This is a genomic window from Kitasatospora sp. HUAS MG31 (genome assembly GCF_040571325.1).
In the GTDB taxonomy this organism is placed as follows: Bacteria; Actinomycetota; Actinomycetes; order Streptomycetales; family Streptomycetaceae; genus Kitasatospora; species Kitasatospora camelliae.
The window spans coordinates 7,311,256-7,333,690 of sequence record NZ_CP159872.1; the positions used below are offsets into that span (position 1 = coordinate 7,311,256).

Here is a 22,435-nt window from a genome sequence, read left to right on the forward strand (position 1 = left end):
GGGTCTCGCAAGGTGGGATTTCGCGGCATCGCCGCGCGGGCCCGGCCCGGCCGCCGTAAATTCGATGGCACGGCCAACAGTTGACGCCATGGGAGTGCTTGTGGGAAACGGACGCACGTTCGGCGCGGACAGCGGTGTGGGATCGACACGGGCACTCATCGAGGCGCGGCTGCCAGCCGTGCGGGAGCAGCGTACGAGGTTGGAGGAGGAGCTCGCGGCCGTCATCGCGCAGGAGAACGCGATGGTGTCCGTGCTCCAGGGCCTGGCCGCCCTGTCGGATGCGCTGCTCGGCGAAGGGGAACAAGCGCAGGCGCCCGCACCGGTGCAGCCCGCTGGTGGGGAGCCCGCCGGGACGGAGAAGTCCGCAGAGCCCGTTGAGGCCGTCGACCATGCCCCCGCCGCCGCGAAGAAGGCGGTGAAGAAGACGACAGAGAAGAAGGCCGCGGCGAAGCGGGCGGCCCCGCGGAAGACGGCCGCCAGGAAGGAAGCGGCCGCCGGGAAGGGCCGGGCGGCCAAGAAGACCGCCGACGACACGAGCGCCGTTGGCGCACCCGGGCAGGACGCCGACCAGGCACCGGCTCCGGTCGCGCAGAAGACCGCACCGCGACGAGCAGCCAAGACCTCCGCCGCAGGCGCAGGCCCGGCGCGGGGGAAAACAGCGGCCAAGACCACCGCGAAGCCGGAGACCCCGGAGGCGGCCGGCAAGTCCACCCGGGCAAAGACGGCACCGGCCGCCGGTCAGACGGCGAAGGAGCCGTCGAAGCGGCGCCGCCGGCTGACCGACGCCGACAGCGTGCTCGCCGTTCTCCGACAGACCGAGCAGCCCCTGCGCGCCCGGGAGGTGACCGAGCGCCTCGGGCTCGCCGACACGGACGGAGCCGTGGACGCGATCCGCACCAGGCTGGAGCGCCTCACCAGCGACGCGCAGGTCAAGCGCACCGGCCGCGGCCTGTACACGTCGGCCGACTGACCCACGACGAAAGCCTCTCGCTCCCCGCTCGGCTCTCCCCGCCGGGCGGGGAGAGCCAGGCACCCGGAGTTTCGTGCGCAGTGGAGCACGCCCTTGCCGCTCCACAGCTACCTCGCCTACTGGACCGACGACGTCCTCACCGAACAACTCCTCATCAACACCCGCCGCCGCGCCGCCCACACCCTCCACGCCATGCCGGACAGGGGCTGGCCCGCAGGAGGTCTGGCTCGTCAGCATCGCCGCCAGCCTCCTCGACTCCGCGTTCGGCCGGCCCGCCCCACCCATCCCCGAACGGCGGCTCACCATCACCGAGTGCCCCAGGGCGTGCGGACCGTCGTGCGCGGCCCCAGAGACAGCGAGGACGGAGTCCGCGAAGAGCAGGAGTTCGCCTACCTGCCCGACGCCATCGCTCACCTTCGCGCCACCGCCGCCACCCTGCCGCTGAACCCGACCGGCAACGCGGCCCTCCAGGAGTTCCTCGGACCGGGCGGCGTCGAACGCGTCGCCTACTTCCTCCACCGCGACCACGCCCTCCACCTGGCCGTCGAGATGAACGGCCGCCACCACTTGATCACCATCCAACCCGCCAAGGCCCAACCCCTTTCCACCCACCGCAACGCAAGGAACCTGCCCTGACCCCTTGACAGTGCGAGCGGATGCCAGCCCCGGCTGACGGACCCGGAGCGCCGCGGACCCCTCCCAGGAGCGCCGGTCCCTGGGGAGCCGGGATGGCGGCGCGCCGGGCGGGGCCGGGTGCTGGGCTTCGGGTGGGTCGGGCCGGCGTGGCTGGCCGGACCCGCAGGTTTGTGCTGTTCAGAAGCGGGCGATCCCTAGTTAGGGCCGCTCAGGTCTTCCGGACGGTCAGAACGGGTCCGCCACCACGTGGTTGTTCTCGTCGTAGAAGGTGGTGCGCTCCAGCACACCGGGCAGCGTGTGGATCAGGTACATCTCCCAGTCGGTGACGCCCGGGGCACGCTCCCAGGTGGCGGCGTAGGCGGGGATCTTCCCGTTCGCGTCGAATGGAAAGGTGCGCATGCCCTCCTCGTAGGCCCGGCCGCGGGCCAATGTGTTGGGCAGGTCCTTGAGGTCCTTCAGCGAGACGTGGATCCGGTAGTTCGGGTCCTCCAGCCGGCCGATCAGCTCCCGGCGCAACTGGGCCCTGGTGAAGTCCATCAGGTGCTCGTAGCCGTACTTCTCGGCGAACGGTTGCACCCGGCCGCCGAGTCCGAGGGCGAGGTGGCGCTGGGGCGGGGTGGCCGGCGAGGTGGACGGGGCGTCGACCACGTCGACGCCGCTGATCACGACCTTTCTACCGTCCACCAGGGCGATGGCCGACCCGCCGCTGTTGACGGTGGCGTCGAAGGCCCGCTGGGCGGCAGTCGGCGGTCGGGACGGGTCTCGCAGCGACACGGCACGGTAGGTGCCGTCGCCTTGCTTGATCAGGCCGTCGAAGCTGCGGGTCGGCTGGAGCACGCCCACGTTCGCGGCGGAGACCTTGGTCAGGGCGGCGGGAGAGAGCACGGCGTCGACCGGCCGGGCGTCGATCCTGACGCCGTGCTGGTCGGCCCACCGGTCGAGCGGCCCGCGACTCACCACGCCGGAGACCCGGTCGCCGCCGTCAGTGCGGACGGCAACCGCGGGCGGGCGGCCGCGGTCGCCACCGTCGGGCGAGCCGGCAACTGCGGGCGGGGCGGTGAGCCGTGCGACCAGTTCGGTGGCCATCTGCAGGACCAGGTGGCCACGGGTGGCCTGCAGACTGCTGCGCTTGCTGGTGAGCTTGTTCTGCTTGTCGTCGAGGTCCTGCTGCGCAGACTTGATCGCGTCGCCCTCGTCCGCGATCGTCCCGGCCTTCTGCTTGAGCTGCTGCTGCTCGGCGTTGATGGCGTTGGCCTCGGAGTTGAGCGCGTCGGCGACGGATGGCGGCGCGCCGTCCGGGTACTGCCCGACGACGGCGTTGTGCTGCTGGATCTTCTCGTCGTTGGCGTCGAGCGCGGCGAGTACTGCCTTCGACTGCTCGTTGTACGCGGCGGTCCGCCGGTCCAGGTCGGCTTGTTGGTCGTCCAGGCTCCGCTGGGTCGGTAGCTCCGCCAACTGGCGGTTGAAAGCCGTCAGTTGGCTGTTGAGTGAGGGGGAGTAGGCGCTGCTGGTGGCCACCGACTCGATCGCGGCGGCCGTGGTGCCGCCTGAGGCGCCGGCCGGCAGCACCGGCACGAACACGGTGACTACGGCCAGGGCGAGGGCCGCGAGGCGTCGCACCGGGCCGGTCACCGGGCACGCTCCGCCATCCGGTCGGCGATGGCGCGGGCGGCCGGGCGGCCGTCACCGGCCTCGCAGACCGCGGACTGCAGGACGGACGAGCCGGTCAGTCGCGCCTCCCGGTAGCAGGCCCAGCCGTCGCCCTGGTCCTGGACGGCCGTCCAGGACAGTGTGGTGTCCGTTGCGCTGTCCACCCGGTACGTCCAGCGCGACGCGCCCGCGCCAGAGGCGTCCCGGACAGCGCTGGGGCAGGCCCTGAGGCCGTCGGCGAGGGTGCCGAACACCTCCGCGGCACGGTCGGCGGAGGCGTACCGGCCGACGGTCTGGGTGACGGTGTGGTCCGCCGAATCGGTGGCGTCCTGCTGCGCCACCGACACGAACGCCGTCCAGCCGCCCTGGTAGACCACCGTGGTAGCCGGACCGACGGCCACCGAGCAGCCGGGCGGATCCGCCGACAGCGAGGGCGCCGGCTCGCCCGCCCTGGTCAGCGCGTTCAGCGTCGTGCCGACGGCCTTGCTGACGTCCGCCGCCGGGAGAACCACCGCCTGCACCGTCCCCGCCACCACCGGCGGCCCGTCGTTGTTCGGCCACTGCCACCACACCACGCCGCCCGCCGCGGCGACCAGCAGCAACGCGGTGACCAGGACTGCCCACAGCCGCCCCCGGCGGGCGGGCACCGAGTCCTCGCTCATCAGCTCTCCTCGTTCCTCTCGTTCCTCTGAGGTTTCCGGCTCTAGCGACGGCACGAGGCCGCCAGGAGCAGCAGCACGACCAGGACGCCCACCACCTCGGCGCAGCCGAAGCCGCCGCTCGGGTCCTTGTGGTTGGTCTCCACCAAGCCGCCGGGGAGCAGGCCGGGGTGCCGCTTGGAGTAGTGCTCCATCTGCTGCTGTTCACCCTGGGACTCGCTGAGCCAGCCGGTCTTGAATCCGCACTCGCCGCACCGGTAGCGGTATGCCATGTCGACTCCTCATGTGTCTCTGTCAAGATCAACTGGGGGATGTGCGGTCTCGGCGCTTGTGTGGGTGGCCCTCGGGGTGCATCGATGGGTCGGGCCGACAGCACGGATCGTGGCGTTCCCGCTCTTCAGGGAACAGGCCAAGGCACCGGTCACATATGACCGGCCGTCACGTCAGTAGACGGGGCGGCGCGGAGCACGGCCGCCCACCGGGCGTCGCCGTGCGAAGCCGCCGCGACGGCGCCGCAAAGGGAGGTCTGGCGGCGGCCGCGCCGGAGGACGCCCGGACGGTGGCGGCGGGTAGGACGTTCGCGCCTGTCGAGGACACGGCCAGCGAATCGTGACCGGTGGCGGTGAGATCGCCGACGGTCCCTGCGGCCATGCCCGTCGGAAGTCGTACGGCAGCGATCGCGTGGAGGGCCCGCGGTGTCTCGCACAACCGCAGGATCCCCGCGGTCTCGGGCGGGGATCCAACCGCCCAGCCGTAGCCGGGCACCGTGGAGACCAGGCCTTCACGCCGCAGCGCAGCGCTCGTACGGGTACGGCTGCCGGCGGGGGGATACAGCCGTACCAGGTCGATGCGGAACCGGCTTTGAGGCGGCGGGGGCGGGTGCGATGCCACGGGCGGATCTCCTGGGAAGCGGGGCAACGGGGCTGACGACGGCGGGACGGCGCCACGGGCGTCCGATGGCGTGCGGACCGTCAGGCTCCGTATGCGTGCTGAGGGCCCGGGCCGGCCGTCCGTCGTGGTGCGCAACCGACTCTCGCAGGCGAATGTGGGCGTGGATCTTGCAGAAACCTTGTCGTCCGGACGTCCAGGCACGAGAGCATGGGGCCACAGGTCCTGTGGGCAGGGTCTCCGGATGTCATTGGGGTGGCTGCACGGTGGAGTTCCGTTTGCTCGGCCCGGTCGAACTCCAGGCCGCCGGAGGTACCGTCGCCCTCGGACCGCACAAGCAGCGCCTGGTGCTCGCCGCTCTCATGGCCGATGCCGGACAGGTCGTCCCGGCCGGCACCCTGATCCGACGAGTCTGGGACGAACACCCGCCGCAGGAGGCACAGTCGTCCCTGTACACCTACGTCGCCCGGCTGCGGGCCGTGCTCCGCACCGCCGCCCACCCGTCCGACCAGGACGCGCCGGCCATCGGACGTACCGGCGGGGGCTACCGACTCGACACGGGAACCTCACGGGTGGATCTGCGTGACTTCCGGGAACTCGCCGCCCGGGCCCGCACGACCGTCGGTGACCTGCAGGGCACGAGAGCCCTGCTGGACCGGGCTCTCGGGCTCTGGCGCGGCCAGGCCCTCAGCGGACAGACGGGCGGGTGGGCCGACGCGCTGCGGCTGCGGCTGGAGCGCGAGCACTTCGCCGTCCGCCTGCAGCGCCACGACACGCACCTCGCCCTCGGTGGTCACGCCGAGCTCCTGCCCGAACTGCTGGCCCTGGCCGGGGAACAGCCCGACGACGAAGCGCTCATCGGGCAGCTGATGCTGGCGCTGTACCGCTGTGGCAGGGCCGCGGAGGCACTTGGGCATTACGAGAGGATGCGCCGCCGGCTCGCGGACCGGATCGGAGCGGATCCAGGCGCGCGGCTTCGCGAACTGCACCAGCGGATCCTGCGGGACGATCCCCTGCTGAGTCCGCCCCGCCCGGCCGACGCCGTACAGGTCGGGGCGGCCGGGGGCGCGGCAGACGGGGACAGCACCGCCGCGCGGCCCGAGCGCATCGCGCCCGCCGAGCTGCCGCATCCGATCTCCGGATTCACCGGCCGCGCCGACCGGATCACCGCCCTCGACCGGCTGATACTCGGCGGGACCGCCTCCCGGACGGGGCCCGTGATCGTCGCGATCAGCGGGACCGCAGGGGTCGGCAAGACCGCGCTCGCGGTCCACTGGGCCCATCTCGCACGCGACAGCTTTCCCGACGGCCAGCTGTGGATCGGCCTGCGCGGCTTCGACCGCGACCGCGAGCCGGTTCGTCCGGCCGACGCGCTCGGACAGTTGCTGCGCTCACTCGGGCAGGCACCCGCCCAGATCCCCGAGGACGAGGACGAGCAGGCCCGGCTCTACCGGTCGCTGCTCACCGGCCGCCGGGTCCTGATCGTCCTGGACAACGCAGCCTCGGCTGAGCAGGTCCGGCCCCTGCTGCCGGGCAGCGCCTCGTGTGCGGTGCTGGTCACCAGCCGGTACCGGCTGGGCGGCCTGGTCGCGCTCGACGGCGCCGTGCCGCTGCCACTCGGCGCCATGCCGCCCACCGAGGCCCAGGACCTCCTCGCCCAGGTGGTGGGCGAAGACCTGCGCCGCGCGGAACCGGAGGCCACGGCTGAGCTCGCCCAGTACTGCGGCCATCTCCCGCTCGCACTACGGGTGGCCGCCGCTCAACTCGCGCTCGGGACGCACTCGTCCGTAGCGGGCTTCGTCGAGCGGCTCAGAGCCGGGAACAGACTCGACGGGCTCGTGGTCGACGGCGACGGCCGCTCCGCCGTCCGCAGCGCCTTCAGCCTGTCCTACCTGTCGCTGCCCGAAGACACCCGACGGCTCTTTCGCGGCCTGGGCCTGGTGCCGGGCCCCGACTTCACTCCCGCCGCCGTCGCCGCGCTCGCGTCGGTGCCTCGGACCGAGGCCGAGCGGCTGCTCGCCACGCTCCGTGGTGCCCACCTGCTGGAGTCCGCCGCTCCGGGGCGATTCCACCTGCACGACCTCTTGCGGGAGTTCGCCCGGGAACTGGGCGAGGCCGAGGATCCGGAGCAGATCCGCCGGTCCGCGCTCGACGGGCTGTTCGACTGGTACCGGCGCACAGCCGAGACATCGGTCAGCGCCCTCCCGTGGGTCTTCCCGCACCTCCCGGAGACCTTCGAGGTGGCGACAACCCATGCCGAGTCGGCAGCGGCAGCCGCCCAGCAGGCCATGGCGGTGCTGGAGAGCGAGCAGCCCAATCTGATCGCCGCCATCGAGCACGCGGCGGCACACCCGCCCGCCCGGCTCGCGTGGGAACTGACCGCCACGCTCGCCCGCTACTTCTGGACCTGCGCCCCCCGCGCAGTCTGGCAGGCGGCTGCGGAGACCGCTCTGTCCGCCGCCGTGGCCGAAGGATCACAGCCGGGAACCGCGGCGATGCACCGCAACCTCGGTCTCGTGCACTGGGACATGGGGCACATCCACGAGGCCCGGGCCCACCACCGATCCGCGCTGGCCCTGCACGAGCGGATCGGTCCGCCCGTCCAGCTCGCCATGACCCTGGGCGCCCTGGGACTGGTCGGATCCAGCCTGGGGAGGCTCCACGAAGCTCTGGACCACTTCGGCCGCTGTCTGGCAGTCTGCCGCACCATCGGCCGTCCGGACTTCCTCCAGTGGCCACTGACCGGCCTCGGCACCATTCACCGCGACCTCGGCGACTTCCGAACGGCGGTCGAGTTCCTCGGGCAGGCCGTCACCTGCCAACAGCAGGCCGGTTCCCGCTTCGAGGCCATCCCGAGGCAGTTCTACGCCCAGGCGCTGTGGGAGTCCGGAAGGCTCACCGAGGCGGCAGCCGAACTCGAGCGGCTCCTCGCCGTCAACCAACCGTTCGGCCAGAACAGCACCGACGCCCTGGCCTACGACGTCCTGGCCAGGATTGCGATCGACCAGGGGGACTACCGCCAGGGCTTGGCCGAGGCGGAACGGGCAGCCCAGTTGGCGCACGACGGCGGCAGGCCCATCGTCCGCACCGGAGCGCTCAACACCGCCGGCACCGCCCTGCGCAACCTCGGCCGGTTCGACGAGGCCCGGCAGTCCCACGAACACGCCTTGCGCCTCGCGCGCTCCTGTGAGAACCCACGAGCCGAAGCCGACAGCCTGATCGGCCTGGCCGCCGCACGGCGCCGACTCGGCCGCCCCGATGAGAGCCTCCAAGCTGCACAACTCGCCCTCGACCTCGCCCTGCGCCACACCTTCCGCCTTGTCGAGGCCCAGGCACAGACAGAACTGGCCGAGGAACGTCTCGCCCACGACCCACGAGCAGCGCTCCATCTGGCGAGGGCCGCACTGTCCCTGCACCGCAGCACCGGCCACCAGCTGGGTGTCGCCCGCACTTACAGCCTCCTCGCCGATATCCACCAAGCCCTCGGCGACGCACAGATCGCAGAAGCCGAGCGGACAGCGGCGGCCGAGCTCCGTCTGACCATTGGAGCCGCCGCGCCCGCCTACCGATGACGTCGGACACTGTCCGCCCCGCTACAGCGGCCGGACCTACCCGCTCGTCCAAGCCGGTCAGCGGCCGGTGCAGATCCACACCATCGGCGACCTCGCCGGACTTCTGGACGGCCCCGCCGCCGACCCGGCGCAGCCCGGCACCGGCGCGGACGACCCGTGGACGGCCATCGGCCGCGGCCTTGCCATCGCCGAGCTCTGCCCTGCTACCGCGGGTTACCCGGGCCGTCGGTCTGGACCGTGCCCAGGGCAGGATCGTCGCCTGATCCTCAGCACAGTGAAGGGCCCGCTCCCTCCGCTTAGGTTCAAGGGGTCGTTGCAACACCGCTTACTTGGGGCGAGAGTAGTTCATCGTCGAGTGCTTTCGGTGGGGGTTCGCCATCCGAGTATCTTGCGGGGTCGGTTGTTGAGTGTTCGGGCTACGGCTTCGAGTTCGTTCGAACTCCAGCGGGACAGGTCGGTGCCCTTCGGGAAGAACTGGCGAAGCAGCCCGTTCGTGTTCTCGTTCGTGCCCCGCTGCCAGGGGCTGTGCGGATCGGCGAAGTAGACAGCCATGCCAGTGTCGGTCTTCAGCTGGGTGTGCTGGGCCAACTCCTTGCCGCGGTCCCAGGTCAGCGTTCTGCGCAGTTGCCCGGGGAGCTCGGTCATGCGTGTCGTGAGGGCCTTCCTCATGGTCTCGGCGCCGTAGCCGGCCAGCGCGGGGCCGTTCTTGGTCCGCGGCTCGATCCCGTAGCCCTCCATCCGCGGCAGGTGGACCAGGATCGTGAACCTGGTCGTGCGTTCCACCAGCGTGCCGATCGCGGACCGGTTCGTCCCGATGATGAGGTCGCCCTCCCAGTGGCCCGGGACCTCCCGGGTCTCGGCCTCGGCAGGCCTTTCGCTGATCGTCACCTCCGGCGTGACATGGCCGTTCGGACGGCGGCGCGACCGTGCGCGTGGCACGCGCAGGGCCCGTCCGGTACGCAGGCAGGCGACGTGCTCGCGTTCCAGGGCACCGCGGCCCTGGATGTAGAGGGCCGCCTGATAGATCGCCTCGTGTGAGATCCGCATCGTGTCGTCGTCAGGGTGGTCGAGCGGCAGCCGGTTCGCTATCTGCTCCGGGCTCCACGCCGTCGCCCAACGCCGGTCCTGGCGGTGGGGCTTGTTGCGGCCCTTCCATTGCACCGTCGGCCCATTGACCGGCGTTCCGTCGGGGGCCTGGACCCGTCCGGCCAGACGTTCTTGGACATACCCGCGCAGCCGCTCGTCGGCGGCCGACTTCGACGTCTTGGGGCGCCGTGCCGCCAACTCGGCCTTCCGCTGGGCGATCGAAGCCCGGTAGTCGAGCTGGCCGCCCCGCGTGGCAGCGTTGCGGCGGAGCTCTCGCGAGATCGTCGACGGTGACCGGCCCAGTTGCCGGGCGATCTCCCTGACTCCGGCCTTTGGGCCTTCATCAGGGCGATCTCCTCACGCTCGGCGAAGGACAGCTATCGGCCCGAAGGTGGACTGAGCTCGATCGACGGCATGCCGCCACGATCCCGGAACCACCGTGAACCGACCGGCCCGGACACCCCACACGCGACTGCGGCGTCCTCGCTCGTGAGCCCCTTGGCGATCTTCACCCAGAACGCGCGCTCCACGTCACGCCGGATCGGAGGCCTGCCCGGCGACCGCATCGCCCGCCGCCCCGTCACCTTCGTCGTCCAACCCGCGACCCGACCCATCCCACACCTCCATGATCAACGAGGTGTTGCGACGATCAGTTGAATCCGCCCTGCGACCCCCTGTCGCTGTGATGAATCAGCCCGGAGTCCTTCTTGATCCGGCGCCGCCACAGCGCCATCTCCAGGGCATCCAAGGGGAGTTCGGTCCGCATGTGGTCGGCGACCTGCCAGCCGACGATCGTCCGTGAGAAGACGTCGAGAACGAAGGCGACGTAGACCCAGCCCGACCAGGTCCGTACGTAGGTCATGTCCGCCACCCACAGCTGGTCGGGCCGTTCGGCGGTGAAGTCGCGATCGACCAGGTCCGGCGGCCTGGCCGCGGTCGGCTCCGGGATCGTCGTGTGGCGTCGCCGGCCGCGGATCACGCCCTCGATGCCGAGCTCGGCCATCAGCCGCTCGACCGTGCACCGGGCGACCTCGACGCCTTTGCGCTGGAGCGCGCGGGTGATCCTCCGGGCGCCGTAGGTGGCCCCGGCCCCCAACCAGGCACTGGGCCTGGCCGGTGCCGTTCTGGGTTTCAAAGGCGGCGAGATGGGCGCGACGCCGGTCACCCTCCATGCCGCACACGGCCAGGTGCTCGTCCGTGACACCAACTGGCTGCACTGAGCCACGAGTTCCGGCGAACAGTTCCGAGGGCCGGATGAACTCTGCCGCCGGTCCCGGGGGCGCCCACGGGCCCGGTGCCGACGGCAGGTCCGGACGGGTCGGGCGGGTCGCCGCCGACGGCGCCACGCCACACCCACGACCTGCGGAACACGGCCGAGCACTCGAACTCGGTTCAACGAGTCACCGCGCGACCTGTAACACGGAGCGGCCTCCGGTGCGTCACTTCACCGGGGTGCGCCGGGCCGGCGCGCCCTTCGGAATGCGGAGACCGGTCACGGCTTCTACTGTGGCCGAATATTTCGGAATGACTCCTTTGGGGAATTTTCCGCGTCGCAGCGGAGTTCCTTGGAGCTGCGACTTTTTGGAACAGGGAGAGATTACCTTGCGGAAGAATTTGCGAGCCGTCCTCACAGCGGTCGGCGCAGCCACTATTGTTCTCGTTTCCGGTGCGGCCGCGTCCGCGGAAACCACGGCCTACGGCGAGCTGTTCGACTACTCCGGTGCGTGGGTTAGCACCCAGAAATGCGTCAACAGCGTGGTCATGGGTCGCAGCAACGGGCAGATCTATGCCTACGGAATCACCAAGTGCGGTGGGAACAAGTCCTCCCTTCACCCCGAGGCTTCCCTCGCGGGGAACGGCGGGCAGAACGGCATGGAGGGAAAGAACGCGGTCTGCTTCAACGTGTCCTACTGCGAATCGCCGAGGGTCTATCTGCAGGAGATCTCCGGAGTCACGTACAGGAGCACTAACGCCGGCACCGTCGCCGGCGACTTCATGCCGCCCGACGAGAATGCCCTGGCGCACGCACAGGTCATCGGCGGCCGCAGTAACCGTGCGGGTTCGGAGGCGGGGTCGGGTCGTGTCCGATGGGCGGACTTCGACGGTGACGGCAGGGCCGACTACTGGATCGTGAACCCCAGCGGGTCGGTGAACGTCTACCTGAACAAGGGCGGCGACGGACACGGCGGCTGGCAGGACATGGGCCAGGTCGCCTCCGGCCTGACCACCGACTCCACCCGCGTGCGGTTCGCGGACTTCAACGGTGACGGCAAGGCCGACTACCTCCTGATCAACCCCAGCGGATCGGTGAACGTCTACCTCAACAACGGCGGCGACGGACACGGCGGCTGGCAGGGCCTCAACACCGTCACGTCCGGGCTGACCTCCGACGCCTCCCGGGTGCGGTTCACCGATATCGACGGCGACGGCAGGACCGACTACAACGTCATCAACCCCAACGGCTCCATCACCACCTACCTCAACCGCGGCGGCGACACCTCCGGCGGCTGGACGGACTACGGACAGATCGCCGGCGGACTCACCGGAGACCTCACCCGCATCCGCCTGGCCGACATCAACGGCGAAGGCAGGGCCGACTACAACGTCATCAACCCCAACGGCTCCATCACCACCTACCTCAACAACGGCGGCGACGGACACGGCGGCTGGACAAACTACGGACAGGCCGCCACCGGCACCACCACCAATCAGAACGCCGTCACCCTCACCGACTTCACCGGCGACGGCCGAGCCGACTACCTCGTCACCAACCCCGACGGCTCCGTCAACGCCTACGCCAACAACGGCGGTGACGGACACGGCGGCTGGACCGACCTCGGCCGCATCGCAGCCGGCGCCTAATACCCGTTGCCCGACCACGTCACGAAAGGCTGCTCATTCCGATGAAGCGCCTCGCACGGGCCGGACTTGCCGCTCTGGCGATCATCTCCGGCCACCTCCTCACATCCCCGGCCGCTCACGCGACCACTCCTCCGGCGCCTCCGCTGCGGGTAATGCCGCTGGGTGACTCAATCACCGCAGGCGCCGGCAGCACGACCGGCGCGGGCTACCGCCTGCCGCTGTGGAACGCCGCTGCGGGACAGTCCCACTACGCGGTCGACTACGTGGGTTCCCAAGGGTTCGGCAACGTCCCTGACCCTGACAACGAGGGGCACAGCGGCTATCGCGTCGCTGACATCCGCGCCGGCATCGACAGCTGGCTCTCCGCGGCCTCCCCCGATGTCGTCCTGCTCCACATCGGGATCAACGATCTCGACCGGGACGCCGACCGGAACACCAAGGCATCCGGCGACCGGACCGCTGCCGCATTCACTGACCTGGCCAACCGAATCTTCGCCGACCGGCCGAACGTCACCCTCCTGGTCCAGGGGTTGATTCCCACCACCCCGGGCCTGCAGTACGCGGCCCAGGTCTACAACGCCGATATCAAGGCGTTGCAGTACGGGAGCCTGGCCCGGCAGAAGTTCCGCTACCTGGACCCCCCGGCTCTGACCACCGCCGAGATGAACGACCGGCTCCACCCGAACGACGCTGGATACGCCCGGATGGCAGGCGTCTTCTCCAACGGGCTGGACAGGGCGGTCACCGACGGACTCGCGCAGCGCCCCTCCGCTTTCCGTGCGGGTTCGGAGGCGGGGTCGGGTCGTGTCCGATGGGCGGACTTCGACGGTGACGGCAGGGCCGACTACTGGATCGTGAACCCCAGCGGGTCGGTGAACGTCTACCTGAACAAGGGCGGCGACGGACACGGCGGCTGGCAGGACATGGGCCAGGTCGCCTCCGGCCTGACCACCGACTCCACCCGCGTGCGGTTCGCGGACTTCAACGGTGACGGCAAGGCCGACTACCTCCTGATCAACCCCAGCGGATCGGTGAACGTCTACCTCAACAACGGCGGCGACGGACACGGCGGCTGGCAGGGCCTCAACACCGTCACGTCCGGGCTGACCTCCGACGCCTCCCGGGTGCGGTTCACCGATATCGACGGCGACGGCAGGACCGACTACAACGTCATCAACCCCAACGGCTCCATCACCACCTACCTCAACCGCGGCGGCGACACCTCCGGCGGCTGGACGGACTACGGACAGATCGCCGGCGGACTCACCGGAGACCTCACCCGCATCCGCCTGGCCGACATCAACGGCGAAGGCAGGGCCGACTACAACGTCATCAACCCCAACGGCTCCATCACCACCTACCTCAACAACGGCGGCGACGGACACGGCGGCTGGACAAACTACGGACAGGCCGCCACCGGCACCACCACCAATCAGAACGCCGTCACCCTCACCGACTTCACCGGCGACGGCCGAGCCGACTACCTCGTCACCAACCCCGACGGCTCCGTCAACGCCTACGCCAACAACGGCGGTGACGGACACGGCGGCTGGACCGACCTCGGCCGCATCGCAGCCGGCGCCTGAAGGCCAACCCTCTGAACCCTGTACGCAGCTGAACGGCCGCCCCGAACAGGGACAACAACTACCCGTGCTGACGCCCGACCAGATCCCTGGTCAGGCGTCAGCGCTGTTCCAAGACTAAGGCTGTCCCGTAAGTGATCTTGCTGTGCGATGATCTTGGTCGTGGTGTGTGGCGCCGGCGGGCGTTGATCTGCATGCCGGGAATCGGATCCCCCATCAACGGGGTTGGTGGGGGATGAGAGCCGCTATTGGAGGGTCATGCGAGCGATTCAGGTGTACGAAGTGGGCGGTCCCGAGGTGCTGCAGGAGGCCAAGGTGGACCAGCCGCGGCCGGGTCCGGGCGAGGCGATCGTGGAGGTCGCCGCATCCGGGGTCAACTTCCTCGACGTCTACCACCGCGAAGGCCGGTACAGCCTCCCGCTGCCCTTCACCCCGGGCACTGAGGGCGCTGGCACGGTCGTCGAAGTTGGACCGGACGTGGCTGACGTCGCCGTGGGGGACCGGGTCGGTTGGGTGGAGATTCCCGGCACCTATGCCGAGCGGGCCGTCGTGGACTCCTCGCGGCTGGTGCCGCTGCCCGACGATATCGGCTTCGAGACCGCCGCCGCCGTGCTCCTGCAAGGAATGACCGCGCACTATCTCGTCACAGACGCTTACCCGGTCCAGCGGGGCGACACGGTGCTCGTGCATGCGGCTGCTGGTGGCATGGGGCTCCTTTTGACCCAGCTCATCACCCACCTCGGCGGCAGGGTGATCGGCACGACGTCGACCGCGGCGAAGGCCGAGCTGGCGAAGCGTGCCGGGGCCGCTGAGGTGATCCTTTCCTCCGCAGTCGACGATCTCGCAGCCGAGGTGAGGCGGCTCAACGGCGGTCAGGGACTGCCGGTTGTCTTCGACGGCGTCGGCGCGCACACCTTCGATGCGAGCCTCGCCAGCCTGCGAACCCGCGGCCATCTCGTGCTCTTCGGCGCGGCAAGTGGTGCCGTGCCGCCGTTTGATCCGATTCGGCTCGCCCAGGGCGGTTCGCTGACCCTGATCCGGCCCAGCCTCGGGGACTTCATCGCCGATCGGTCCGAACTGCTCCGACGGGCCGCCGATGTGTTCGAGTGGGTGCGCTCCAAGGCGCTTAAGGTCACCGTAACGGGCCGCTACGCATTGTCCGAGGCCGCCCAGGCCCACAGCGATCTGGAGGCTCGGCGTACCACCGGCAAGCTGCTCGTTGTACCGGATGCAGCCTTTATTGGATACCGCGAGGGGACGCGCAGCTGATGCAGGGTTCCGCCGGGTGACATGGCGGGGATACCTGGGTCCCGTACTGGGGTGCCGTCACGATGGCCTGAGCTTTGCCCCGTGACGTGGACACCCTGACACTTGGATCTTGACGATCCAGGAAGGGAAGTCCAGGTGGGACGTCCGTCGAAGTACTCGGACGAGTTCCGTCGTGATGCCGTCGCGCTGTACCGGGCCTCGGGGGGCCGGCGCACGTTCGCGGCCGTCGCGAAGGAGATCGGGGTCAACCGTGAGACCTTGCGGAACTGGGTGCGCGCTGCCGCTGCCGAGCCGGCGTCGACCGGGCCAGCACTGCGTGCCGACGAGCGGGCCGAGCTCGCGCGGCTTCGCAAGGCCGAGCGCGAGTGGCAGGTCGAGAAGGAGATCCTGCGCCGGGCAGCCGCGTATTTCGCACGGGAGATGAAGTGAGGGCCCGCCGCTGGGACTTCATCTCCGCCCATGCCGCCGAGTTCGGTGTCCAGCGGTTGTGCGAGGTCCTGGGCGTCGCTCGTTCCGGCTACTACGCCTGGCAGGCCGGTGCTCGGGCGCGTGCCGACCGGGCGGCGGCGGAGGCCGCGCTGGTGGGCGAGATCCGCGAGGTCCATCGGGAGACGCGGGGCGCCTACGGGGTGCCGAGGGTGCACGCGGAACTGCGGGCCCAAGGTCGGGTGGTCAACCGCAAGCGAATAGCCCGTCTGATGCGTGAGCACGGCATCATCGGCCGTCACCTGCGCAAACGCTGCCGAACCACCGTCCGGGACAGGAGCGTGCCGCCGGCGCCGGACCTGGTCGGACGGGACTTCACCGCGGGCGGGCCCGATGTCCGGTGGGTCGGCGACATCACGTATCCACCGGTCGGCGGCTCGTGGATGTACCTGGCCACCGTCATCGACCTGCACTCGCGCCGGCTCGTGGGCTGGTCGATGGCCGACCACATGCGCACCCGGCTGGTCGCCGACGCTCTGGAGGCCGCGGTGGCGACCCGCGGCGGCCTGGTCGACGGCGTGATCTTCCACTCGGACAGGGGCTCTCAATACGGCTCGGCCGAGTTCGCGGGACTCTGCCGGCGCCACGGGATCCGGCGGAGCATGGGAAAGGTCGGCTCCAGCTACGACAACGCCGCGGCGGAGAGAGCTTCTTCGCCTCGTTGAAGCGGGAGTTGATGCACGGAGCCCGCTGGGCCAGCCAGCATCAGGCGAGGCTGGAGGTGTTCCGCTGGGTCTCCTTCTACAACCTCCGCCGTCGCCACTCCACGCTCGGCTACCTCAGCCCGGTCCAGTTCGAACAGCAGACAGCGACGTCCCGTAGGATCACCCTCGCCGCATGAAACCCCGTGTCCACATCCCGGGGGAAGGCTCAGACCTCACGGATCGCGCGCTCACGGAGCTCGTCAGGGTATTTGCGTGGTGCTGGCACAGCAGGCGGTTCTCCTTACGCCAGGATCGTAACCCTGGCTTCGGGGACTCCACCAAACTCAGGACAGCTCAGACTGTCTCCCCGACCCATTCCCCCATCGCCACGAAACGAGTCTGGCCCCGCCACTCACCAGGCGGGGCCAGAACCCAACATCTTCATCAGTCTTCTAGGCGAGTTCAACCTGAATAACCGGTGGTTGGGTTCAGCCGATGGCCAAGGCGGGATCTGCCGGCGACGCCGACCGTGCACCCTCGTCGCTCCCGAAGCCGGCCGTCAGGAGTGCCGCGTTTGACGTCAGTCCGGCACGGGGCTGCACTGGATTCATGGACGCTGCGGCGGCTCCGCCCTAGGGAGAGCAGCGATGACAACCATGGACACGTTCAACCTTCTGCAGCCGTACAAGATCGCCGAGGAGACTTTCGTCATTCCCTGGGCCCTTGAGGCCCCGCCGGTCGGCCACTTTCCGATGAACTCGATGGTGATCCGGGGAGCCGAACCGGTCCTTGTGGACACAGGGGCGCCTGCGGTGCGCGCCCAGTGGCTGGAGGCCGCCTGGTCCGTCGTGGATCCCCTGGACGTACGGTGGATCTTCCTCACCCACGACGACCGCGACCACGCCGGCAACCTCCTGGCGGTCCTCGCGGAATGCCCTAACGCGACCCTGCTGACGACATGGTTCTCCATCGGCCGCATGGCCGAGGAGTGGGAGACTCCCATCAACCGGTGCCGCTTCATGACCGACGGCGACACGATCGACGCGGGCGACCGCACCCTGGTCGCCAAGCGACCGCCCCTGTACGACAACCCCACAACCCGCGCCCTCTTCGACCCGAAGACCAACGTCCTGTGGGCCGTCGACACCTTCGCCACGAACGTGCCGACCCCCATGCCCGAAACAGCAGCGATGTCGCCAGCCGAATTCCGCGACGGCCAGTTCTTCGGCGGGCGCCTGATCTCCCCTTGGGCCGCCCTGCTGGACACCGAAAAGTTCGGGACGGTCGTCACTGACTTCCAGCGCCTGAACGCCGAGGTCGTCGCCGGCTGCCACTGCCCGGTCCTCCGCGGCCCCCAGATCCCCGAGGCCTACGACCTCCTCCGCCAGCTCCCCGAAATCCCACCGTGGACAGAATTCACCCAGGCCGACCTGGACCAGTGGATGGCCGTTGCCGAGAGCTCGGTTCCGCCGGAGCAGCCGCGGCCGTCGGGGACGTGAGTGGCGCTGACCCACGGCGTTGGGATCTGCTGCATTCCGGCGAGGCGGTGCTGGCGGCGCCTCGTGGATGAGGGCGCCCGTCTCCGCAGGGCCCAGCCGCATCCGGTCGGCCCCGGTGGTCGGGCAGCACGCGATCAGCAGGTGCCGGATCGCCGCCCGGCGGAGTTCCGGAGTGGCTTCTTCTCACAGCTGGGGTGTCTTGCCGAAGCCGTCGTGGCCGGCGCCGGGGGCGGTGAGGGCGAGCCAGCCGTGGGCGCGGGTGGGGTGTCGGCGGTGATGGTCGCGGGGTCGAGGGAGAGGTGGTGGGCGGCGGCGTTGATGTCCTGCATCTCGGAGCCGTTGGCCTCCGGGTAGGCGTCGTGGTAGTCCTCCTCGTCCTCGAAGTCGGCCACGGTGAGTACCTCCTCTCAGGTCAGCGGATCGCCCGTCCATTCCGGCTCGCTGTAGCGCCAGTAGCCGCGCACGACGGTGCCCTGCTCGGCGGTGGCCCAGATGATCGCGTCGGCGAGCGGGTCCTGGAAGTACACCTGGGCCGTGCCGCATGCCACACTGAGGCGCTCGATCACCTCGTACGGTTCGGCGCGAGCCCGTTGGTGGCGGCGATGCCCTCGCCGATGCGGGTGCCGCTCGCCTCCAGGAACTCGACCTGCACCATGTAGTTGCTGGCCTTGCCGCTGTGGTTGGTCATGGTGAGCTGCGGACGGCCAGTGCAGGACGGGGTCGGCCGAGCACTTGGTGATCTCGACGACCTTCGTCTTGTCACTGTCGCCGGCCGGGGCGGGCGCAGCAGCATCGCCAGCGGACGGGGCACCGGCGGCGGGCTGGGCGGGGACGGCCGCTGCGGTGGACTTCTGGGTGGGGCTGCTGGCTGGGGGTTCACAGGCGACGGCAGCGGCGGGCAGGCAGGCGGCAGCCACGGCGAGGGTAATGGGGCGCATGGGATCCTCTGTGGGATGAGCGGTAAGGACCCGAACGTCTCGTCCGGCCCGACTGTCCGGGGCAGTGCGGCATTGGGATCGCGGGAGCAGCTGCGGGTGCACGGCTGCGATCCGGTGCACGGTTCCTTGGATCGGCCGCGGAAGCTCGGGATCCACAACGGCAGCAGTCCCGGGTTCGCCGGAGCGCCTGAAGAAGCCACACGTGGTCGCCTCCCGAGCGACGACGGACAACACGGAACCGGGCCGGGATCGGCGGCACCAGGGACACGGCTGGGACTGCCCCGAGCGCAGCCGCCCAAGGAGACGGTCTTCGAGGGCGATCGGCTCGGGCCCACGCCGGGGTCTTGACACCGCTGCACCCCAACCCTCAAGATCGGCCCGTGAACCTGTCAGACAGCCAGACAGGTGGCGGGATTCCGCGGCGCGTCAGCGCCATGGAAGCGGTGTTCGGCCACCTACGCAGCGCCATCGAGCGCGGTGAGTACGCCGTGGGGGACAAGCTCCCCTCGGAAGCGGAGCTGTGCCGCACCCTGGAGGTCAGCCGGCCCGTGCTGCGGGAGGCGCTCCGCGCCCTGCAGGCCATGGGCCTGACGGTCTCCAAGACCGGCAAGGGCACCTTCGTCGTGGCGAACACGGTCGAGGACCCCACCTTCGGCGACTACGCGGCCAGCGACCTGCTCGAGGTGCGCCGCCACGTCGAGATCCCCGTCGCCGGCTACGCGGCGCTGCGCCGCACTCCGGAGGACCTGGACCACCTGGCCCACCTGCTCGACCGGATGGAGCGGGAGACCGACACCACCGCGTGGGTCGCCCTGGACACCGTCTTCCACCTGGCGGTGGCCGAGGCTTCCCGTAACCCGGTGTTCCGCAGGGTCATCGAGGAGATCCGTGACGCACTGGCGCGTCAGTCCACCTTCCTCAACGAACTGGGCGGTCGGCGCGAGCAGTCCAACTGCGAGCACCGGGCGATCGTCGAGGCGCTGGTCGACGGTTCCGAACACGACGCGGTCGAGGCCATGTCCCACCACCTCCACCGGGTCGAGACGACCCTCACCGACATCGTGCGCCCCCCGCGCACGGACACTTCCACGGAAGGCGGACCCGAGGCGTGAGCGAGCAGTTCCTCAAGGACGAGAAACTCCCCACGACCCGTCACGTCGATGCCGGGGACACCGGCTACAGCAAGTCCCTCAAACCCCGGCACGTCAACATGATCGCCATCGGCGGAGCGATCGGCACCGGCCTCTTCCTCGGCGCGGGCGGACGTCTCGCCAACGCCGGGCCCTCCCTGTTCGTGGCGTACGCCGTCTGCGGCGTCTTCGCGTTCCTCGTCGTGCGCGCGCTCGGCGAGCTGGTCCTGTACCGGCCGTCCTCCGGTGCCTTCGTCTCGTACGCCCGGGAGTTCCTGGGAGAGAAGGGCGCGTACACCGCGGGTTGGATGTACTTCCTCAACTGGGCCACCACCGGCATCGCCGACATCACCGCCGTGGCCACGTACACCCACTACTGGCACCTGTTCTCCGATGTCCCGCAGTGGGTGATCGCGCTGGTGGCCCTGGCCGTGGTGCTCACCGTGAACCTCATATCGGTGCGGATCTTCGGTGAGCTGGAGTTCTGGTTCGCGGTCGTCAAGGTGGGCGCGCTGGTGCTCTTCATGGGCATCGCGATCTTCCTGCTGGTCACCCGGCACCCGGTCGACGGTGCCGTACCCGGCCCGGCCCTGATCACCGACAACGGCGGCGTCTTTCCCAACGGTCTGATGCCCATGCTCCTGATCATCCAGGGCGTCGTCTTCGCCTACGCCTCGGTGGAACTCGTGGGCGTCACGGCCGGGGAGACCGAGAACCCCGAGAAGATCATGCCGAAGGCGATCAACTCGATCATGTGGCGCGTGGGCCTGTTCTACGTCGGCTCGGTCGTCCTCCTGTCGATGCTCCTGCCGTGGAACGGCTACAGCGCCGACCAGAGTCCGTTCGTGACCGTGCTCTCCCGCATCGGGATCCCGGCAGCGGGCGGCGTCATGAACCTGGTCGTCCTCACCGCGGCCATGTCCTCGCTCAACTCGGGCCTCTACTCCACCGGCCGGATCCTGCGCTCCATGGCCGTCAACGGTTCCGCCCCGCGGTTCACCGCCCGCATGAGCCGCAGCCAGGTGCCCTACGGCGGCATCCTCCTCACCAGCGGCATCTGTGTCCTGGGCGTCGGCCTCAACTTCGTGGTCCCGGCCGACGCGTTCGAGATCGTGCTGAACCTCGCGGCGATCGGCATCCTCGCCACCTGGGGCATGATCATGGTCTGCCACCTCCTGTTCTGGCGGAAGACCCGCGACGGCGAACTGACCCGCCCCGGCTACCGCCTGCCCGGCTCGCCGTGGACCGAGCTCGTGACCCTGGCCTTCCTCGTCTCCGTCCTCGTCCTCATGTACGCCGACGGCGGCGCCGGGCGCACCACCGTGCTGTGCCTGCCGCTGATCGCTGCGGCGCTGGTCGCCGGCTGGTACGCGGTCCGCGGGCGCGTCGCGCGCGCCGCCGCGGAGACCGACGGCTGAACCCGGGCAGCCCGGGGCACCCCCCGACCCGCCCCCTGTCCGCCCGGGCCCGCCGCCCGCAGGCACCCAGATCACCCAGCCCCACGCCACCACCGATCGAGGCAGTCATGGTCAGCAGCCCCCTCGCGGGCGCCCCCGCGATCCGCGAACCCCGCCACGTGCCCGTCGCCCACGTCACCCGGGGCGGTGTGGTCGAGGGTGTCCACTACGGCTCCGTCGTCGTCCTCGGCGGCGACGGGGAGGTCCGGTTCCACCTGGGCGACATCGAGGCGGCCTGCTACCCGCGGTCGGCCCTCAAGCCGGTCCAGGCCGTCGCCATGGTCAGGGCCGGGCTTCCGCTCGACGGTGAACTGCTCTCCCTCGCGATGGGCAGCCACTCCGGGGAGGAGCGCCACCTCGCCGGCGCCCGGCGGATCCTGGCGCTCGCCGGCCTCGCCGAGGACGACCTGCGCAACCCGCCGGACCTGCCGTACGGTCAGGCCGTCCGCGACGCCTGGGTGCGCGAGGGCCGGCCGCCATCGCGGCTCGCCCAGAACTGCTCCGGCAAGCACGCCGCGATGCTGTACCTCTGCACGCTCAACGGCTGGCCCCTGGAGACCTACCTCGACCCCGCCCATCCGCTCCAGACGGCGATCGCCGACGTCGTCGAGGAGCTCACCGGCCAGCGCATCGCGCACGTCACCGTCGACGGATGCGGCAGCCCGCTGTTCGCCGTCTCCCTGCGCGGCCTCGCCCGCGCCGCCGCCCGGATCGCCGCCGCGCCGCCGGGTACGCCCGAGCGCAGGGTGGCCGACGCAATTCGCGACCACCCGGAGATGGCCTCCGGCGCCGGACGGGACGTGGCCGAGCTGATGCGCGCGGTGCCCGGGTTGATCACCAAGGACGGTTTCGAAGGCGTCCATGTCGCCGCGCTGCCCGACGGCCGCGCCGTGGCCGTGAAGATCGCCGACGGCGCGAACCGGGCGCGCGTTCCGGTGGCGGCGGCCGCCCTGGCGCTGACGGGAGTCGACCCACGGCTGCTGACCGGATTCGCGGGGGAGCCGGCGACCGGCGGCGGTCGGCCCGTCGGCGGCGTCCGGCCGACGGCGGCGCTGGACCCGTCGGCCCTGCTCACCCCCGCGTGACCCGACCCACCACTTCAGGAA

General features: G+C 70.3%; 17 protein-coding genes and 3 pseudogenes. 11 read left to right on the forward strand and 9 right to left on the reverse strand.

Annotated features, from left to right (window positions below; translation table 11 throughout):
• The first annotated feature begins 64 nt into the window (after positions 1–64).
• Both ABWK59_RS32910 and ABWK59_RS32915 read left to right on the forward strand, forming a co-directional pair.
• Positions 65–970 carry a hypothetical protein gene (locus ABWK59_RS32910; protein ID WP_354644323.1) on the forward strand — a complete coding sequence of 302 codons (906 nt, stop codon included), beginning with the start codon at positions 65–67 and terminating at the stop codon, positions 968–970.
• 312 nt (positions 971–1,282) lie between these two features.
• Complete coding sequence (locus ABWK59_RS32915) at positions 1,283–1,606, forward strand: hypothetical protein (protein ID WP_354644324.1); 324 nt, start codon at positions 1,283–1,285, stop codon at positions 1,604–1,606.
• A gap of 225 nt (positions 1,607–1,831) precedes the next feature.
• Here ABWK59_RS32915 and ABWK59_RS32920 read toward each other — a convergent pair whose 3' ends face one another.
• The 4 genes from ABWK59_RS32920 to ABWK59_RS32935 form a co-directional block, all read right to left on the reverse strand.
• Positions 1,832–3,238, reverse strand: coding sequence for a hypothetical protein (locus ABWK59_RS32920; protein WP_354644325.1), 1,407 nt, complete (start codon positions 3,236–3,238; stop codon positions 1,832–1,834).
• Positions 3,235–3,918, reverse strand: coding sequence for a sensor domain-containing protein (locus ABWK59_RS32925; protein ID WP_354644326.1), 684 nt, complete (start codon positions 3,916–3,918; stop codon positions 3,235–3,237). Before ABWK59_RS32925 ends, ABWK59_RS32920 begins: the two co-directional genes overlap by 4 nt.
• A 41-nt stretch (positions 3,919–3,959) precedes the next feature.
• The gene (locus ABWK59_RS32930) at positions 3,960–4,187 is read right to left on the reverse strand and encodes a hypothetical protein (RefSeq protein ID WP_354644327.1); all 228 of its coding nucleotides are present in this window, start codon (positions 4,185–4,187) and stop codon (positions 3,960–3,962) included.
• A gap of 166 nt (positions 4,188–4,353) precedes the next feature.
• Complete coding sequence (locus tag ABWK59_RS32935; RefSeq protein ID WP_354644328.1) at positions 4,354–5,007, reverse strand: DUF742 domain-containing protein; 654 nt, start codon at positions 5,005–5,007, stop codon at positions 4,354–4,356.
• Here ABWK59_RS32935 and ABWK59_RS32940 point away from each other — a divergent pair.
• Positions 4,959–8,375, forward strand: a complete 3,417-nt coding sequence (locus ABWK59_RS32940; protein WP_354644329.1) for an AfsR/SARP family transcriptional regulator — start codon at positions 4,959–4,961, stop codon at positions 8,373–8,375. The genes ABWK59_RS32935 and ABWK59_RS32940 overlap by 49 nt on opposite strands.
• A gap of 302 nt (positions 8,376–8,677) precedes the next feature.
• Here ABWK59_RS32940 and ABWK59_RS32945 read toward each other — a convergent pair.
• A pseudogene (locus ABWK59_RS32945) lies at positions 8,678–10,075 on the reverse strand (IS30 family transposase).
• A 50-nt stretch (positions 10,076–10,125) separates the two neighbouring features.
• Positions 10,126–10,560 (reverse strand): annotated as a pseudogene (locus ABWK59_RS32950) (IS3 family transposase); the annotation flags it as partial.
• A 482-nt stretch (positions 10,561–11,042) separates the two neighbouring features.
• Between ABWK59_RS32950 and ABWK59_RS32955 the strand changes: the two are divergent.
• From ABWK59_RS32955 to ABWK59_RS32975, 5 genes and pseudogenes are all read left to right on the forward strand, one after another.
• A complete protein-coding gene (locus tag ABWK59_RS32955; RefSeq protein ID WP_354644330.1) occupies positions 11,043–12,323 on the forward strand; it encodes a VCBS repeat-containing protein in 1,281 nt (426 codons plus the stop codon).
• A gap of 152 nt (positions 12,324–12,475) precedes the next feature.
• Positions 12,476–13,909 carry an FG-GAP-like repeat-containing protein gene (locus tag ABWK59_RS32960; RefSeq protein WP_354644331.1) on the forward strand — a complete coding sequence of 478 codons (1,434 nt, stop codon included), beginning with the start codon at positions 12,476–12,478 and terminating at the stop codon, positions 13,907–13,909.
• A gap of 255 nt (positions 13,910–14,164) precedes the next feature.
• Positions 14,165–15,175 (forward strand): quinone oxidoreductase family protein, encoded by a 1,011-nt coding sequence (locus ABWK59_RS32965; protein ID WP_354644332.1) that lies wholly within the window; start codon positions 14,165–14,167, stop codon positions 15,173–15,175.
• Positions 15,176–15,310: 135 nt separating this feature from the next.
• Positions 15,311–16,502, forward strand: a pseudogene (locus ABWK59_RS32970) (IS3 family transposase).
• A gap of 450 nt (positions 16,503–16,952) precedes the next feature.
• A complete protein-coding gene (locus ABWK59_RS32975; RefSeq protein ID WP_354644333.1) occupies positions 16,953–17,804 on the forward strand; it encodes an MBL fold metallo-hydrolase in 852 nt (283 codons plus the stop codon).
• Between the two features lie 134 nt (positions 17,805–17,938).
• Here the strand turns inward: ABWK59_RS32975 and ABWK59_RS32980 are convergent, their stop codons facing one another.
• Genes ABWK59_RS32980 through ABWK59_RS32990 form a run of 3 tightly spaced genes read right to left on the reverse strand, consistent with a single transcriptional unit; the run spans position 17,939 to position 18,492 of the window.
• Positions 17,939–18,196: a hypothetical protein gene (locus ABWK59_RS32980; protein WP_354644334.1), complete on the reverse strand. Its 258-nt coding sequence runs from the start codon at positions 18,194–18,196 to the stop codon at positions 17,939–17,941.
• Positions 18,197–18,211: 15 nt separating this feature from the next.
• Positions 18,212–18,352 (reverse strand): hypothetical protein, encoded by a 141-nt coding sequence (locus ABWK59_RS32985; RefSeq protein WP_354644335.1) that lies wholly within the window; start codon positions 18,350–18,352, stop codon positions 18,212–18,214.
• Between the two features lie 14 nt (positions 18,353–18,366).
• Positions 18,367–18,492 carry an FxLYD domain-containing protein gene (locus ABWK59_RS32990; protein WP_354644336.1) on the reverse strand — a complete coding sequence of 42 codons (126 nt, stop codon included), beginning with the start codon at positions 18,490–18,492 and terminating at the stop codon, positions 18,367–18,369.
• Between the two features lie 630 nt (positions 18,493–19,122).
• Here ABWK59_RS32990 and ABWK59_RS32995 point away from each other — a divergent pair.
• The 3 genes from ABWK59_RS32995 to ABWK59_RS33005 all read left to right on the forward strand — a co-directional run bounded on the left by ABWK59_RS32995 (position 19,123) and on the right by ABWK59_RS33005 (position 22,414).
• Entirely contained in the window at positions 19,123–19,854 is a 732-nt protein-coding gene (locus ABWK59_RS32995) for a FadR/GntR family transcriptional regulator (protein WP_354644337.1), read from the forward strand.
• The gene (locus tag ABWK59_RS33000; RefSeq protein ID WP_354644338.1) at positions 19,851–21,290 is read left to right on the forward strand and encodes an amino acid permease; all 1,440 of its coding nucleotides are present in this window, start codon (positions 19,851–19,853) and stop codon (positions 21,288–21,290) included. Before ABWK59_RS32995 ends, ABWK59_RS33000 begins: the two co-directional genes overlap by 4 nt.
• Positions 21,291–21,397: 107 nt before the next feature.
• Positions 21,398–22,414, forward strand: coding sequence for an asparaginase (locus ABWK59_RS33005; protein WP_354644339.1), 1,017 nt, complete (start codon positions 21,398–21,400; stop codon positions 22,412–22,414).
• The last annotated feature ends 21 nt before the right edge of the window (positions 22,415–22,435 follow it).

Coding starts and splice junctions, on each gene's coding strand:
- ABWK59_RS32930 (WP_354644327.1), bottom strand. CDS start 4,187: ATGGCATACCGCTACCGGTGCGGCGAGTGCGGATTCAAGACCGGCTGG.
- ABWK59_RS32975 (WP_354644333.1), top strand. CDS start 16,953: ATGACAACCATGGACACGTTCAACCTTCTGCAGCCGTACAAGATCGCC.
- ABWK59_RS32990 (WP_354644336.1), bottom strand. CDS start 18,492: ATGACCAACCACAGCGGCAAGGCCAGCAACTACATGGTGCAGGTCGAG.
- ABWK59_RS32965 (WP_354644332.1), top strand. CDS start 14,165: ATGCGAGCGATTCAGGTGTACGAAGTGGGCGGTCCCGAGGTGCTGCAG.
- ABWK59_RS32960 (WP_354644331.1), top strand. CDS start 12,476: ATGCCGCTGGGTGACTCAATCACCGCAGGCGCCGGCAGCACGACCGGC.
- ABWK59_RS32910 (WP_354644323.1), top strand. CDS start 65: ATGGCACGGCCAACAGTTGACGCCATGGGAGTGCTTGTGGGAAACGGA.
- ABWK59_RS32940 (WP_354644329.1), top strand. CDS start 4,959: ATGTGGGCGTGGATCTTGCAGAAACCTTGTCGTCCGGACGTCCAGGCA.
- ABWK59_RS32925 (WP_354644326.1), bottom strand. CDS start 3,918: ATGAGCGAGGACTCGGTGCCCGCCCGCCGGGGGCGGCTGTGGGCAGTC.
- ABWK59_RS33005 (WP_354644339.1), top strand. CDS start 21,398: ATGGTCAGCAGCCCCCTCGCGGGCGCCCCCGCGATCCGCGAACCCCGC.